This window comes from Bacillus sp. PK3-067 (assembly GCF_056738645.1).
The window spans coordinates 3,874,111-3,887,979 of record NZ_CP096490.1; the positions used below are offsets into that span (position 1 = coordinate 3,874,111).

The 13,869-nt window shown below is 37.4% G+C and carries 15 protein-coding genes; all 15 read right to left on the reverse strand.

Features of this window, described 5'->3' with window-relative positions; all coding sequences use genetic code 11:
• Position 1 precedes the first annotated feature (1 nt).
• Complete coding sequence (sucC, locus tag M1D73_RS19785) at positions 2-1,162, reverse strand: ADP-forming succinate--CoA ligase subunit beta (protein ID WP_001020791.1); 1,161 nt, start codon at positions 1,160-1,162, stop codon at positions 2-4.
• A 194-nt stretch (positions 1,163-1,356) separates the two neighbouring features.
• Positions 1,357-2,130, reverse strand: coding sequence for a ribonuclease HII (locus M1D73_RS19790; protein ID WP_001194265.1), 774 nt, complete (start codon positions 2,128-2,130; stop codon positions 1,357-1,359).
• Positions 2,131-2,186: 56 nt separating this feature from the next.
• Positions 2,187-3,077 carry a ribosome biogenesis GTPase YlqF gene (gene ylqF / locus M1D73_RS19795; RefSeq protein WP_000236704.1) on the reverse strand — a complete coding sequence of 297 codons (891 nt, stop codon included), beginning with the start codon at positions 3,075-3,077 and terminating at the stop codon, positions 2,187-2,189.
• Positions 3,078-3,097: 20 nt separating this feature from the next.
• Positions 3,098-3,649: a signal peptidase I gene (gene lepB, locus M1D73_RS19800; protein WP_000711853.1), complete on the reverse strand. Its 552-nt coding sequence runs from the start codon at positions 3,647-3,649 to the stop codon at positions 3,098-3,100.
• 101 nt (positions 3,650-3,750) lie between these two features.
• Complete coding sequence (rplS, locus tag M1D73_RS19805; RefSeq protein ID WP_001186516.1) at positions 3,751-4,095, reverse strand: 50S ribosomal protein L19; 345 nt, start codon at positions 4,093-4,095, stop codon at positions 3,751-3,753.
• 146 nt (positions 4,096-4,241) lie between these two features.
• The gene (trmD, locus tag M1D73_RS19810; protein WP_000686903.1) at positions 4,242-4,976 is read right to left on the reverse strand and encodes a tRNA (guanosine(37)-N1)-methyltransferase TrmD; all 735 of its coding nucleotides are present in this window, start codon (positions 4,974-4,976) and stop codon (positions 4,242-4,244) included.
• A complete protein-coding gene (gene rimM / locus M1D73_RS19815) occupies positions 4,976-5,491 on the reverse strand; it encodes a ribosome maturation factor RimM (RefSeq protein WP_000170278.1) in 516 nt (171 codons plus the stop codon). Before rimM ends, trmD begins: the two co-directional genes overlap by 1 nt.
• Positions 5,492-5,612: 121 nt before the next feature.
• Complete coding sequence (locus M1D73_RS19820) at positions 5,613-5,840, reverse strand: KH domain-containing protein (RefSeq protein WP_000737401.1); 228 nt, start codon at positions 5,838-5,840, stop codon at positions 5,613-5,615.
• A gap of 14 nt (positions 5,841-5,854) precedes the next feature.
• The gene (rpsP, locus tag M1D73_RS19825) at positions 5,855-6,127 is read right to left on the reverse strand and encodes a 30S ribosomal protein S16 (protein WP_000268750.1); all 273 of its coding nucleotides are present in this window, start codon (positions 6,125-6,127) and stop codon (positions 5,855-5,857) included.
• 101 nt (positions 6,128-6,228) lie between these two features.
• Positions 6,229-7,578: a signal recognition particle protein gene (gene ffh / locus M1D73_RS19830; protein ID WP_000863460.1), complete on the reverse strand. Its 1,350-nt coding sequence runs from the start codon at positions 7,576-7,578 to the stop codon at positions 6,229-6,231.
• A gap of 12 nt (positions 7,579-7,590) precedes the next feature.
• On the reverse strand, positions 7,591-7,923 hold the full coding sequence (locus M1D73_RS19835; protein WP_000891062.1) for a putative DNA-binding protein: 333 nt from the start codon (positions 7,921-7,923) through the stop codon (positions 7,591-7,593).
• Positions 7,924-8,056: 133 nt separating this feature from the next.
• On the reverse strand, positions 8,057-9,046 hold the full coding sequence (gene ftsY, locus M1D73_RS19840) for a signal recognition particle-docking protein FtsY (RefSeq protein WP_000007655.1): 990 nt from the start codon (positions 9,044-9,046) through the stop codon (positions 8,057-8,059).
• 15 nt (positions 9,047-9,061) lie between these two features.
• Positions 9,062-12,631: a chromosome segregation protein SMC gene (gene smc / locus M1D73_RS19845; protein ID WP_121868057.1), complete on the reverse strand. Its 3,570-nt coding sequence runs from the start codon at positions 12,629-12,631 to the stop codon at positions 9,062-9,064.
• Positions 12,632-12,777: 146 nt separating this feature from the next.
• Entirely contained in the window at positions 12,778-13,515 is a 738-nt protein-coding gene (gene rncS / locus M1D73_RS19850; RefSeq protein WP_001146875.1) for a ribonuclease III, read from the reverse strand.
• Positions 13,516-13,573: 58 nt separating this feature from the next.
• Positions 13,574-13,807, reverse strand: a complete 234-nt coding sequence (gene acpP, locus M1D73_RS19855) for an acyl carrier protein (RefSeq protein WP_000786062.1) — start codon at positions 13,805-13,807, stop codon at positions 13,574-13,576.
• Between the last annotated feature and the right edge of the window lie 62 nt (positions 13,808-13,869).

Consider the following 13,869-nt stretch of genomic DNA (forward strand, 5'->3'; position numbering starts at 1 on the left):
ATTAGCCCACTAGTGAAACAATTTTTTGTGCACCGTCTGCCATAGATTCTGCTGCAACAATATTTAAGCCAGACTCATTTAAAATTTTCTTACCTAGTTCTACGTTTGTGCCTTCAAGACGTACAACTAAAGGTAACTCAAGACCTACTTGTTTCGTTGCTTCAATAACACCTTCTGCAATAACATCACACTTCATAATGCCACCAAAAATGTTAACGAAGATACCTTTTACATTTTTGTCAGAAAGGATAATTTTGAATGCTTCTGTAACTTTTTCTGCAGTTGCACCGCCACCAACATCTAAGAAGTTAGCTGGGTCACCGTGGTAATGTTTAATGATATCCATTGTAGCCATCGCTAAACCTGCACCATTAACCATACAACCGATATTTCCATCTAAAGGAATGTAGTTTAAGTCGTATTTTGAAGCTTCAATTTCTTTTGAATCCTCTTCATCAAGATCACGAAGCTCTAAAATGTCTTTATGGCGATATAACGCATTAGAATCAAAGTTTAATTTTGCATCTAATGCCATAACTTTACCTTCGCCTGTTGTAACAAGTGGGTTAATCTCAGCGATAGAGCAATCTTTTTCGATAAACGCACGATATAAGCCCATCATAAACTTCACAGCTTGTCCTACAAGCTCTTTTGGAATATTGATGTTAAATGCAATTCGGCGCGCTTGGAAACCTTGCAAGCCTACTGCTGGATCAATATATTCTTTAAAGATTTTTTCAGGTGTTTTTTCTGCTACTTCTTCAATTTCTGTTCCGCCTTCTTCAGACGCCATTAAAACAACTTGAGAAGTTGCACGATCTAAAACTAGACCTACATAATATTCTTTTTTAATATCGCAACCTTCTTCGATAAGTAAGCGTTTTACTTCCTTACCTTCAGGACCTGTTTGATGTGTCACAAGTGTAGTTCCTAAAATGCTTTCTGCATATGTACGAACTTCATCTAAATTTTTCGCAACTTTTACTCCGCCAGCTTTGCCGCGTCCACCAGCGTGAATTTGTGCTTTCACTACACATACATCTGTTCCTAATTCTTTCGCTGCTTCTACAGCTTCTTCTACTGTAAACGCAACCTTCCCGTTCGGAACGCTAACCCCATAGCTTCTAAGGACTGCCTTACCTTGGTACTCATGGATATTCATGGTCCCATCCTCCCCTGTTTTCCTGTTTTACTCGAAAAGTTTTTTAATGTTTAAAAAACATTACATTGCCATTGTATAAGATGATTGGCACGCTGTCTACAATAAAGTGTCAGAAAACTGAAATCGCTTTATTCTTTTTCGAAAATAGTAATGTTTATATGCCAAAATAAAAAAATAAGCTGTATATTTACAGCTTATTTTTGAATCATATCTTTAATTGGTGCGAATGACTTGCGGTGTTCATCTAGTACTCCATGCACTTCAATTGCCTCTAAATGTTGCTTTGTGCCATATCCCATATGTTGCTCAAATCCATATTCAGGATACTTCTCTCCCAGTTCTTTCATCATACGATCTCTCGTTACTTTTGCTATAATGGATGCTGCTGAAATCGAAACACTTTTCGCATCACCTTTAATAATTGATGTTTGCGGAATTGGTGTAGGAAGCTTCATCGCATCAATTAATAAATGTTGAGGTGTACAAGATAAATTTGCAACTGCATCTAACATCGCTTGTTTCGTTGCTTGGTAAATATTAATGTCATCAATAACTTGCGGTGATACAATTCCTACTCCAATTGCAATTGCTTGTACTTTTATTTCATCATAAAAACGCTCACGTTTCGCTTCACTCAACTTTTTCGAGTCATTTAACCCTGGAATATAAAAATCCTCAGGAAGAACGACAGCTGCCGTCACAACAGGCCCAGCCAATGGCCCGCGCCCTACTTCATCAATACCCGCGATATATGTGACCCCTTTTTCACGCAAAGCATTTTCATACTTGGACATTTCAAAAAACTTCTCTTTTTCTTTCTGTTCTAACTCTTTTTGTTTATACCACTTCAAAACGAGCTTTTGAACACCTTTTCGATCATCTTTCATTAACAGTTGAAAGCGATCATCTTCTTCATTCATAATTTCTTTCAATACATTTTCCGCTTCTTTTATCGTCATAGTTTGCATTTATACAAGCTCCTTTTTAAACATATCCAAAAAGAAAAGACGCACAAACGCACGTCTTATACTTCTTCTATTTTTTCCACATCTTCCACTTGCTCTCCAAACTCTTCCGGTGTTTCAAACGTCATTTTTCCAAGTTTGCCACCACGAAGCTCACGAAGCACAAGCTCAGATGTCTTATCATAATCAATCATTCCGCCGCCCATTAAGCAGCCTCTATTTTTTCCAATTGCATCGAATAATTCCACAATATCTTCTGGAATCTCATTTAAATTATAGCGTTCTTTCAAGCGTTCTGGATAATGTTTCTCCATAAAACGTAATGCGTAAACAGCTACATCTTGTAAATTTAAAATTGAATCTTTAATTGCACCCGTTGTCGCTAAACGAAGACCCACTAATTGATCTTCAAATTTAGGCCACAGAATACCTGGTGTATCTAACAATTCCATTTCCTTCCCAACTTTAATCCATTGTTGAGCTGTTGTCACACCTGGACGATCTCCTGTTTTAGCAATATTTTTCTTTGCCAATTTATTAATCAATGTAGATTTACCAACATTTGGTATACCTACAATTAATGCACGAATCGCTCTCGGTCTAATACCTTTTGCAACCATTTTATCAAATTTTTCTTTAACAAGCACTTTACAAGCTGCTGCAATTTCCTTCATACCTTGTCCAGCTTGCGCGTTAATCGAAATTGCCATATGGCCTTTTTCTTTAAAATATGCGATCCATTGTTTTGTTAAACGATCATCCGCCATATCCGCTTTATTTAAAACAACAAGCCTTGGCTTATGTGTAATGATTTCATCAATCATTGGGTTTCGAGATGATAATGGTAATCGAGCATCTACAAGTTCAATTACAACATCAATTAATTTTAATTTCTCCGTTACTTGGCGTCTAGCCTTCGCCATATGCCCTGGAAACCATTGAATTACCATGTTGCCACCTTCTTTTTCATTTATTTCACAATACGTGCGTCTTCTAACGGCCAATATAACATATTAGCTTTACCAATTACTTGATCCATTGAAATCGTACCGATTGAACGGCTATCTTTACTAAAACGACGATTATCACCTAAAACAAATAATTGATCTTTTGGAACGGTTTTCTTGCCTGTCATTTCTTCAAGATTAAAATCATATGTAAGCGGTCCGTCAGCAATTTGCTTTTTCTGCTTGTCTAAATACGGCTCCTCATAAGCCTTTCCGTTAACATACAGTTTATCATTACGATACTCTATTTCATCGCCTGGCAGGCCTATAATGCGCTTAATGTAATCTTTATCTTCTGTTGCTCGAAATACGATAATATCAAAGCGTTTTGGATCTCCAATGTGATAACCAATTTTATTCACAATCATTCGATCACGATCATGTAAAGTAGGTGCCATCGATACCCCGTCTACGAGAATTGGCGCAAAGAAAAACTGTCTAATAACACCAGCTAATACAACAGCAATCAAAATTGCCTTAATCCATTCCCAAAGTGAACTCTTCTCTTTTTTCATGCATTTCCCCTCCACGGTTATGTAAACTGCTCGTATTATACCAAAATTTCATATAGATTGGAAAAAGGGAGCTTGTGCATTTACAAGCTCCCATACATGTCTTATCGAATTTCTTTAATACGTGCTTTTTTACCGCGAAGGTTACGTAAGTAGTATAACTTAGCACGACGTACTTTACCACGGCGAAGTACTTCGATTTTCGCGATTCTTGGCGTGTGAACTGGGAATGTACGCTCAACACCTACACCGTAAGAAATCTTACGAACTGTGAATGTTTCACTGATTCCGCCACCACGACGTTTAATTACAACACCTTCGAAAAGCTGAATTCTTTCACGAGTTCCCTCAACAACTTTTACGTGTACACGTAAAGTGTCACCAGGACGGAATGAAGGAAGGTCAGTTTTTAATTGGCCTTTTGTAATTTCTGCGATTAATTGTTGCATATTAAATTCTCTCCTTTAAACAGATGCTCTTATAAAGTCTTAATAAATTACAGCGGAACATCGTTAATACGGCTACTGATTTCAGTAGCACAAATGTTATAATAGCATATTACTAGGCCTGTTGCAATAGCAAATATATGAAGTTATTACTGCTCTCGCTTTATTTCCTCAAGCCATTTTTTCTCTTGTTTAGATAACTCTCTCTCATCTAACAAATCCGGTCTACGCGTATACGTTCGACGCAAAGATTCCTTATGTCGCCATTCATCAATGTTTTTATGATTCCCTGACATTAATACATCCGGTACCTTCATACCACGAAAATCAGCCGGACGTGTATAATGAGGATGCTCTAATAAACCTGTACTAAACGAATCCTCTACTTGTGAAGCATGATTTCCTAGCACACCTGGCAAGAGACGTACAACACTATCAGTAATAACCATAGAGGCTAATTCTCCGCCCGTTAATACATAGTCACCAATAGAAATCTCATCCGTTACGAGATGCTCACGAATTCGTTCGTCATACCCTTCATAATGCCCACATACGAAGATCAAATGTTCTTCCCCTGCAAGCTCTTCCGCTTTCTTCTGCGTAAATCTTTCGCCCTGCGGACACATTAAGACAACTCTAGGCTTACGCTCTGTCTCTTTCGTCAAATCTTCTACAGCATCAAAAATAGGCTGAGGAGTAAGCACCATACCAGCTCCTCCGCCGTAAGGATAATCGTCTACACTATTATGCTTACTTGTTGTATAATCACGAAAGTTAACAACACGAAGGTTTACCGCTTCTTTTTCTTGTGCCTTCTTTAATATAGAAGATCCAAATACACCGGTAAACATGTCTGGGAACAACGTTAAAATATCAATTTTCATTATAGCAGCCCTTCCATTACATGAATGGTTACTAATTTATTTTCAATATTAACTTGAAGTACAACGTCATCGATATAAGGAATTAAGAGATCTTGACCCTTCGGGCGTTTAATTACCCAAACATCATTTGCACCAGGAGATAGAATCTCTTTGATTGTCCCTAGCGCTTCTCCTTCTTCCGTTACAACACTGCAACCAATAATTTCATGATAGTAGTATTCACCTTCAGCAAGTTCACCTAACTGCTCTTCTGGTACTTTTATTAAAGAACCTTTAAACTTCTCTACTTCATCTACATTGTTATATCCTTCAAATGTTAATAAATCGAATGTCTTATGTTGGCGATGAGAAGTTACCTTCACCGGAAGGTAGTCTGTGCCTTTCTCATTCGATATGTATAACGTGTTTCCTACTTTATATCGCTCTTCTGGAAAATCAGTACGAGAAATAACACGGATTTCTCCTCTTACGCCATGAGTATTTACAATTTTCCCTACGTTAAACCATTTTGTCATAAATAGTATGTCACCCCTGGTTTCTATATAAATTAAGCATCTCCATTTCACAGATGGAACATGCACTCTCTATTTAAATGTTAAAAAAGGGAGAGGAATAACTCCTCGCCCTTTTTTACGTTTATTGAATTTCCAGTGTTACTTTTTCATCATTATGATGTCCCACTGAATACAAGAGCATTCGAATCGCTTTCGCAACTCTCCCTTGCTTTCCAATGACTTTTCCAACATCCTCAGGATGTACAGTTAATCGATACTTTATCTCTCCGTTGCAAAGTTCCTGTGTAACTTTTACATCTTCAGGATAATCGACAAGAGGCTTGACAATCGTCTCGACTAACTTCTTCATAGTCATTGCCTCAATTACTTACCTTGTTTAGATAAGTGGAATTTCTCCATGATACCTTGGTTAGAGAATAAGTTACGAACTGTATCAGATGGTTTAGCACCATTTCCTAACCATTTTAATGCTGCTTCTTCGTTGATCTTAACTTCAGCTGGTTGAGCAACTGGATTGTAAGTTCCGATTTCCTCAATGAAACGTCCGTCACGAGGAGAACGAGAATCTGCAACAACTACACGATAGAAAGGAGTTTTTTTAGCTCCCATACGTTTTAAACGAATTTTAACTGCCATTTATAAAGCACCTCCGAATTTATTTCACACAGATAATTATATTAGCAAAAAGACTATTGCTTTGTAAAGTATTTTTTCTTAACAGAGCCATCTTTTTTTCCTTACATGAATGGAAACTTCAATCCACCTAGTCCTTTTTTCTTACCTTTTTGCATTCCCGTCATCGTCTTCATCATTTTTTTCATGTCATCGAATTGTTTAATTAGACGATTGATTTCTTGTACAGTTGTACCGCTACCTTTGGCAATGCGCTTTTTGCGACTAGCATTGATTATTTCCGGTTGTTCTCGTTCTAATTTAGTCATAGAACGAATAATTGCCTCAATATGCCCAATTTGTTTTTCATCAACTTGTGCATTTTTCAGCCCTTTAATTTTATTTGCACCAGGAAGCATTCCTAACAATTCATCAAGCGGCCCAAGTTGACGCACTTGTCCAAGTTGTTCTAGGAAATCGTCAAGCGTAAACGAAAGCGTACGCATTTTTTGCTCAAGTTCTTTCGCTTTCTCTTCATCAACTGTAGCTTGCGCTTTTTCAATCAATGTTAAGACATCGCCCATCCCTAAAATACGGGATGCCATACGCTCTGGATGGAACGCTTCAATTGCATCTAGTTTTTCACCCATACCAGCAAATTTAATCGGCGTGTTTGTTACAGCCTTAATAGATAATGCAGCACCACCGCGCGTATCACCATCTAATTTCGTTAATACAACACCTGTTAAACCTAACTGTTCATGGAAACTTTGCGCAACATTTACCGCGTCTTGTCCCGTCATCGCATCGACAACAAGGAAAATTTCATCCGGTTTCGCAACTTCTTTAACTTTCGCTAATTCATCCATTAGTTCTTCATCAATATGCAGGCGACCCGCTGTATCGATTAAAACATAATCGTGATGATCTTCTTTTGCTTTTGCAATCGCTTGTTTCGCAATTTCAACAGGACTTACTTGATCTCCTAAAGAGAATACAGGCATGTCCAATTGCTTCCCTAATGTTTCAAGCTGTTTAATCGCTGCTGGACGGTAAATATCCGCTGCAACAAGCATCGGTTTACGGTTATGCTTTTTACGAAGCAAATTCGCAAGCTTACCTGTCGTCGTTGTTTTACCCGCACCTTGCAGACCAACCATCATAATAACAGTCGGTGGCTTATTAGCAACAGCAATTTTGCTTTGCTCTCCGCCCATAAGTTCTGTAAGTTCTTCCTGTACAACTTTAATTACTTGTTGTCCAGGTGTCAAACTTTTCATTACATCTTGTCCGACAGCACGTTCAGACACACGCTTCACAAAATCTTTTACTACTTTAAAGTTAACATCTGCTTCTAAAAGAGCTAGACGAACTTCTCTCATCATTTCTTTCACATCGGCTTCAGAAACTTTTCCTTTGCCGCGGATTTTTTGCATTGTCTGTTGAAGTCGGTCGGCTAATCCTTCAAATGCCATATTGCCGCCCTCCTAATCTAATTTTTCGATAGCTTCAACAACTTGTTTCATTTCTTCATTTACATGCTCTTCTTCGCTGATTAGCTGTTTTAGCTTTGCAACAAGTCGCTGTCGCTCTTGAAACTTTTGAAGTAATACTAATTTTTCTTCATATTCTTCAAGCATCGCTTCAGTCCGTTTAATGTTATCATACACGGCTTGGCGACTTACATCAAATTCTTCCGCAATTTCACCAAGAGATAAATCATCTAGATAATAAAGCGACATATAACTTCTTTGTTTTTGCGTTAACAACGATTGATAAAAATCAAATAAATAGTTCATTCTCGTTGTTTTTTCGAGCATGTTGGATCATCCTTTGTTAAGTGATTTCCCTTTACATGAATTAGTTTACATGTAGTCCAAAAGAGTGTCAAGTTTTTTTCTTAACATCATATATTTTTTATAGAAAAAGAAGCGGAAATACCGCTCCTTTCACTTATACTTCTTCTGTTTCTACTAAGTTCGCAAATAAACCATACACATATTGTTCTGGATCAAACTGTTGCAAGTCATCCATTTGCTCTCCTAATCCAACAAACTTCACTGGTACATCCATTTCGTTACGAATCGCTAATACAATACCACCTTTAGCAGTTCCATCTAACTTCGTTAAAACAATACCAGTTACATTCGTTGCTTCACGGAATGTTTTCGCTTGGCTTAAACCGTTTTGTCCTGTTGTTGCATCAATAACAAGTAATACTTCATGAGGAGCACCTGGTACTTCACGCTCAATTACACGCTTCACCTTCTCTAATTCTTTCATTAAATTTACTTTATTTTGCAAGCGTCCTGCTGTGTCACATAGTAATACATCTACCTTACGTGCTTTCGCAGCTTGTACAGCGTCATACATAACCGCCGCTGGATCAGATCCAGATCCTTGTTTAATCACTTCTACACCAACGCGATCGCCCCATACTTCTAATTGTTCAATCGCTCCAGCACGGAATGTGTCTCCTGCCGCTAATAGGACTGACTTACCTTCTGATTTAAACTTATGCGCCAGTTTACCAATTGTCGTCGTTTTTCCTACACCATTAACACCAACAAATAAAACAACCGTTAATTGGTCCTCTTGCATATTAATTTCGTTACTAAAATCGCTGTCGCCTTTGTAAATTCCTACTAGTTTTTCTGAAATAACAGCTTGTACTTCTTTTGGATCTTGAATGTTACGACGTTGTACTTCTTCTTTCAATTGGTCAATTAATTCCATTACCGTCGCAACGCCAACGTCTGCACCGATTAAGATTTCTTCTAACTCTTCGAAAAAATCTTCGTCCACTTTACGGTAACGATAAACTAAATCATTCACTTTATCCGCAAATGAATTTCTCGTTTTTTCTAATCCTTGTTTAAATTTCTCTGTAACTGTATCCGTTTGTTTTGAAATTTTTTCTTTTAGTTTTTTAAAAAAACTCATACTTTCCCATCCTTCCTATTCACTTGCAATAAGTTCTTCTCCGGCGTCTAAACGAACCGAAACAAGTTTAGATACCCCTGATTCTTGCATTGTTACACCGTACAACACATCAGACTCTTCCATTGTACCTTTTCTATGTGTAATTACAATAAACTGCGTCTCATTACTGAATTTCTTTAAATACTGTGCAAAACGAGCTACATTCGCCTCATCAAGGGCTGCCTCTACCTCATCTAGTACACAGAATGGTACTGGGCGTACTTTTAAAATACCAAATAAAAGCGCAATTGCTGTTAAAGCACGCTCTCCACCTGAAAGTAAACCTAAGTTCTGCAGTTTCTTCCCTGGCGGTTGTGCTACAATATCAATACCCGTATTTAGTAAATCCTCTGGATTAGTCATTACTAAATCCGCTCTACCGCCTCCAAATAATTCAGAGAATACCGATTGAAACTCCATTCTAATGCCTTCAAACGTAGTAGAAAAGCGTTTTTTCATTTCTTCATCCATTTCGGTAATAAGCTGGTGCAATGTCGCTTTCGCTTCTTCTAGGTCGTCTCTCTGTTCTAGTAAGAATGTATGACGCTCCGCTACACGTTCATATTCATCAATTGCCCCTAGGTTCACTGTACCTAACTCTTCTATAGATAATTTGATTAATTTTACTTTCTTACGCGCATCTTCTGCAGGCATTGTCATTGTATATTTTAGTTTTGCCGCTTCAAATGAAATCGTATATGTTTCACGTAAATGTTGTAATCTATTTTCCAACTCTACATCAAGTCGATTTATTCTCACTTCTTGATCTTTCAACATTTCAAGAATATATTTATGTTTACCTGTCGTTTCTTTCAAATTGCGCTCTAATTGTTCTACCCTCTCTTGCAACGATACACGTTGTTCACGACGAGAGCGAATTAATTCTGAAGTTTGATTACGATCATATGCTTTCTTCTCAATCATATTCGTAATTTGCTCTTCACCACTTGAATTAGATGTCATTTCTTGTTTTAAGAACGCTAAATCCTCTTTCGTTTTTACAAGTGTCGCATCCGTTTCTTCTTTTTCCTTCGTCAATCGTTCAACTTTTTCTTTTTGATTAAATAAGCGTTGTTGCTTTTCAGCTACCAGCACTTTTAACTCCGTCATTTCTTTTTGAACTTTTTCTTTCGAAGAATGTTGCTCACTTTTTTGTTTTGTTAAAGCTACAATTTTACTATCTAACTTAGTGATATCAGCTTGAAGATTCGTTAAAATCCCTTCTAACTCCTCTTTACGCCCTTGCATTTTTACTCGATCTTGTAAAAACCCTTCAATCTCTAAATCATAAATAGACAATCGATCATTAATACGATGTTCTTCTAATTCTAGACGATTAATCTCTTCTCTTAATTTCTGCTCATCTACACGATCTACTTCTACAGTTTGCCTTAGTTCGCGTATTTTCACTTCTTTTTCTTGAATCTCTTGTTTTACTGCTTTAACAAAGTTTTCTAACTTCATTGTTTTTTCTTCCATATCAGTTAACTTGCGAGTCCACTCTTCCAGTTCACGTTGGCGTCCTAATAAAGAAGATTTCGCTTGCTTTACCGCCCCACCAGTCATAGAACCGCCAGGATTCACTACATCACCTTCGATTGTTACAATGCGATAACGGTATTGCAGTTGTTTCGCCAACTCATTTGCTCCGCGTAAATCTTTCGCAACAATAACCGTACCTAATAAATTTGAAACTACATTTTCATATTTATTGTTGTACTGCACAAGTTCTGCCGCCACACCTACAAACGATGGGTGTTGATTTGCAATGCGTAATTGCTCAAATGATAAAGACCTGCTTTTAATAACAGCTTGCGGTAAAAACGTTGCACGTCCATGTTTATTTTGCTTTAAAAATGCTATCGCATTACGAGCATGCTCCTCTGTTTGTACAACAATATGCTGCATCGCTGCACCTAGAGCAATTTCCATTGCAACTTCGTATTCTTTCGGTACCGTTAACAGTTCCGCAACAGCACCCTCGATACCTTGCAACCTATTTTCTCTAGCTTTCAATACTTCACGTACACCTTGATAGAATCCAGAATAATCTTCTTGCATCTCTTCAAGCATTTCTTTTCGAGAACGTGCCTGTTGCACAAATTGATATGCTTGATACAGTTTTGTTTCATTTTCACTATACTGCGTCTTACATTTCCCAAGCGCCGCCTCTGTCTTCTGTATGTTTGAGAGTATGCCAGCTACTTTTTCTTTCGCTTGTTCGTAACTTTCTACAAGTTTCGTCTTTTTCGCTGTAATTTCCATACGCATTTCTACATATTTCGCATTCTCTTCATCTAGACGCTCGTTTTTAGACGTTTGCTGTTTAGATTGTTCTTCAATCATAGATAATTCATTACGATGACTAGCTTGTTGATTTAAAAGCTCAATATAGTCACCTTTTAAATTCTCAATCTGTTCCTCTAAATTGTCAGCAAAAGTAGCAAGCAGTTGCTCATTATCATGCAATTTTTGCTCCAACTCTTTTACTTCATTCACAAATTGCATTAAAGCTTCTGTACTTGACTCAATCTCACCATCGTAACTTTTAGCTTTCTCTGTTAATTCAACAATTAACTGCTCAAGTTGCGCACAATGCGTCGTAGCATTTTGCTTTCTCTCTTTTAACAACTCGCGCTGCCCTTCAAGTTTTTCTAGCTCTTTACTAGAAAGAAGAAGTACTTCTTGCAACGAGTCTACAGACTCATCTACCGCTTGTAATTGTCCTCGTAATTCCTCAAGCTCTTCTTCACTTTTTTGTAAATTCGTTGACATTTTAGCTTCTTCGTTTTTATTATGCCCAAACTGATTTCGAAGCGCTTCCCATTTCTCGTGCAATTCTTCAATTTCATGGACAATAAGCGCAGCTTCTACTTTCTCTAATTCTTCTTTATTCTCAAGATAATCTTTCGCAATAGAAGCTTGTCTTTCTAAAGGTTCTACTTGACTACTTAATTCATGAATTATATCTTGTACACGATTTAAGTTTTCTTGTGTTTCTGCTAATTTCCCTTCAGCTTTCTTTTTGCGAAGTTTGTATTTTAGTACGCCTGCCGCTTCTTCAAATACACCTCGACGCTCTTCTGACTTACTACTTAAAATCTCTTCCACTTTCCCCTGGCTAATAATTGAAAAAGCTTCTCTTCCCATACCAGAGTCCATAAATAAATCGATAATATCTTTCAATCTACATGATTGTTTATTAATATAAAAATCACTATCACCTGAACGAGATACACGACGTGTTACACACACCTCATTGTATTCAATTGGTAAACGTTGATCTTCATTATTTAAAGTTATTGTTACTTCAGCAACATTAACCGCTCTCCTCGTATCACTGCCTGCAAAAATAATATCCTCCATCTTTGCACCACGTAATGATTTTGCAGATTGTTCACCAAGTACCCAGCGAATTGCATCAGTAATATTACTTTTCCCGCTTCCATTAGGTCCTACTACAGAAGTTACACCTGGGACAAAATCAACAGATACACGCTCAGCAAAAGACTTAAACCCTGCTATTTCTAATCTTTTTAAAAACACGAAAGGCCTTCCTCCTATTCTCCGTCGTTATAAATGTTCTCTATACAAAAACAAGTATTATACGGATTTACCTTCTTTTTCATTATAAACAAAAAGAAAGTTTCATTCTATGCACAAGGAATCCCCCTCATTCAAAGGGGGATTCCTTATAGTTGTTCTTTTAATTTTTTCAATGCTTCTGCAGCAGCTTGTTGCTCTGCTTCTTTTTTCGACTTACCACTACCAAGACCTAAAGCTACGTTATTTAACGTAACACGTGACACAAATTCTCGATTGTGAGCTGGTCCTTTTTCTTGCAAAATTTGATACTCAACATTGCCACTGCCATCACGCTGAATCAATTCTTGCAACTGACTCTTATAATCCATCACATGAGAAAAAGCACCCTCATTAATTTTCGGATATACAATTTCTTTTAAGAATTCCCAAACTGTTTCTAGCCCTTGATCAAGATAAAGGGCACCAATAAACGCTTCAAAGACATCCGCTAATAAAGCTGGTCGTTCACGTCCACCTGTCATTTCTTCACCTTTTCCTAATAAAACAAGGCTACCAAATGACAATTCGTTCGCAAAACGAACAAGAGATGGCTCACATACAATAGCTGCACGTAGTTTTGTTAACTCTCCTTCGCTCATTGTCGGATATTTTTGAAACAGATACTGCGATACAGTCAGTTCCAATACTGCATCTCCAAGAAATTCAAGACGCTCATTATCTTCATGCGGTTTTTTTCGATGCTCATTCACATACGATGAATGCGTAAATGCTTGAATCAATAATTTTTCATCTGTAAACGTAATACCTATCTTTTCTTGAAACACTTTAAATGCTTCACGATATTTTGTTTCGTATTTTTTTTCTCTATATTTTCGGTACGGCATAGGTCCCTCCAGATATAAGCCAGAAAGCCCCGCTAAAAAACGGGACTTCACTTAAGCATTATAGATGACTCTCTATGTAAGTCACAGCATCGCCAACAGTAGCAATCTTTTCAGCATCTTCATCAGAAATTTCCATTTCGAATTCATCTTCTAATTGCATTACAAGTTCTACTACATCTAGGGAGTCTGCTCCTAAATCTTCCTTGAAGCTTGCAGCTGGTACTACCTCAGTCTCTTCTACTCCTAAACGATCAACGATGATTTTTGTTACGCGCTCTAAAACATCTGCCATTCCATTCACCTCCCCTCAAATATTATATTAAATATTGACCAAAAAAACTAGGTGAAATCGAT

Excerpts from the sequence above, each read along its gene's own strand:
- sucC (WP_001020791.1), bottom strand. The coding sequence starts at position 1,162 with ATGAATATCCATGAGTACCAAGGTAAGGCAGTCCTTAGAAGCTATGGG.
- M1D73_RS19790 (WP_001194265.1), bottom strand. The coding sequence starts at position 2,130 with ATGCAAACTATGACGATAAAAGAAGCGGAAAATGTATTGAAAGAAATT.
- ylqF (WP_000236704.1), bottom strand. The coding sequence starts at position 3,077 with ATGGTAATTCAATGGTTTCCAGGGCATATGGCGAAGGCTAGACGCCAA.
- lepB (WP_000711853.1), bottom strand. The coding sequence starts at position 3,649 with ATGAAAAAAGAGAAGAGTTCACTTTGGGAATGGATTAAGGCAATTTTG.
- rplS (WP_001186516.1), bottom strand. The coding sequence starts at position 4,095 with ATGCAACAATTAATCGCAGAAATTACAAAAGGCCAATTAAAAACTGAC.
- trmD (WP_000686903.1), bottom strand. The coding sequence starts at position 4,976 with ATGAAAATTGATATTTTAACGTTGTTCCCAGACATGTTTACCGGTGTA.
- rimM (WP_000170278.1), bottom strand. The coding sequence starts at position 5,491 with ATGACAAAATGGTTTAACGTAGGGAAAATTGTAAATACTCATGGCGTA.
- M1D73_RS19820 (WP_000737401.1), bottom strand. The coding sequence starts at position 5,840 with ATGAAGAAGTTAGTCGAGACGATTGTCAAGCCTCTTGTCGATTATCCT.
- rpsP (WP_000268750.1), bottom strand. The coding sequence starts at position 6,127 with ATGGCAGTTAAAATTCGTTTAAAACGTATGGGAGCTAAAAAAACTCCT.
- ffh (WP_000863460.1), bottom strand. The coding sequence starts at position 7,578 with ATGGCATTTGAAGGATTAGCCGACCGACTTCAACAGACAATGCAAAAA.
- M1D73_RS19835 (WP_000891062.1), bottom strand. The coding sequence starts at position 7,923 with ATGCTCGAAAAAACAACGAGAATGAACTATTTATTTGATTTTTATCAA.
- ftsY (WP_000007655.1), bottom strand. The coding sequence starts at position 9,046 with ATGAGTTTTTTTAAAAAACTAAAAGAAAAAATTTCAAAACAAACGGAT.
- rncS (WP_001146875.1), bottom strand. The coding sequence starts at position 13,515 with ATGCCGTACCGAAAATATAGAGAAAAAAAATACGAAACAAAATATCGT.
- acpP (WP_000786062.1), bottom strand. The coding sequence starts at position 13,807 with ATGGCAGATGTTTTAGAGCGCGTAACAAAAATCATCGTTGATCGTTTA.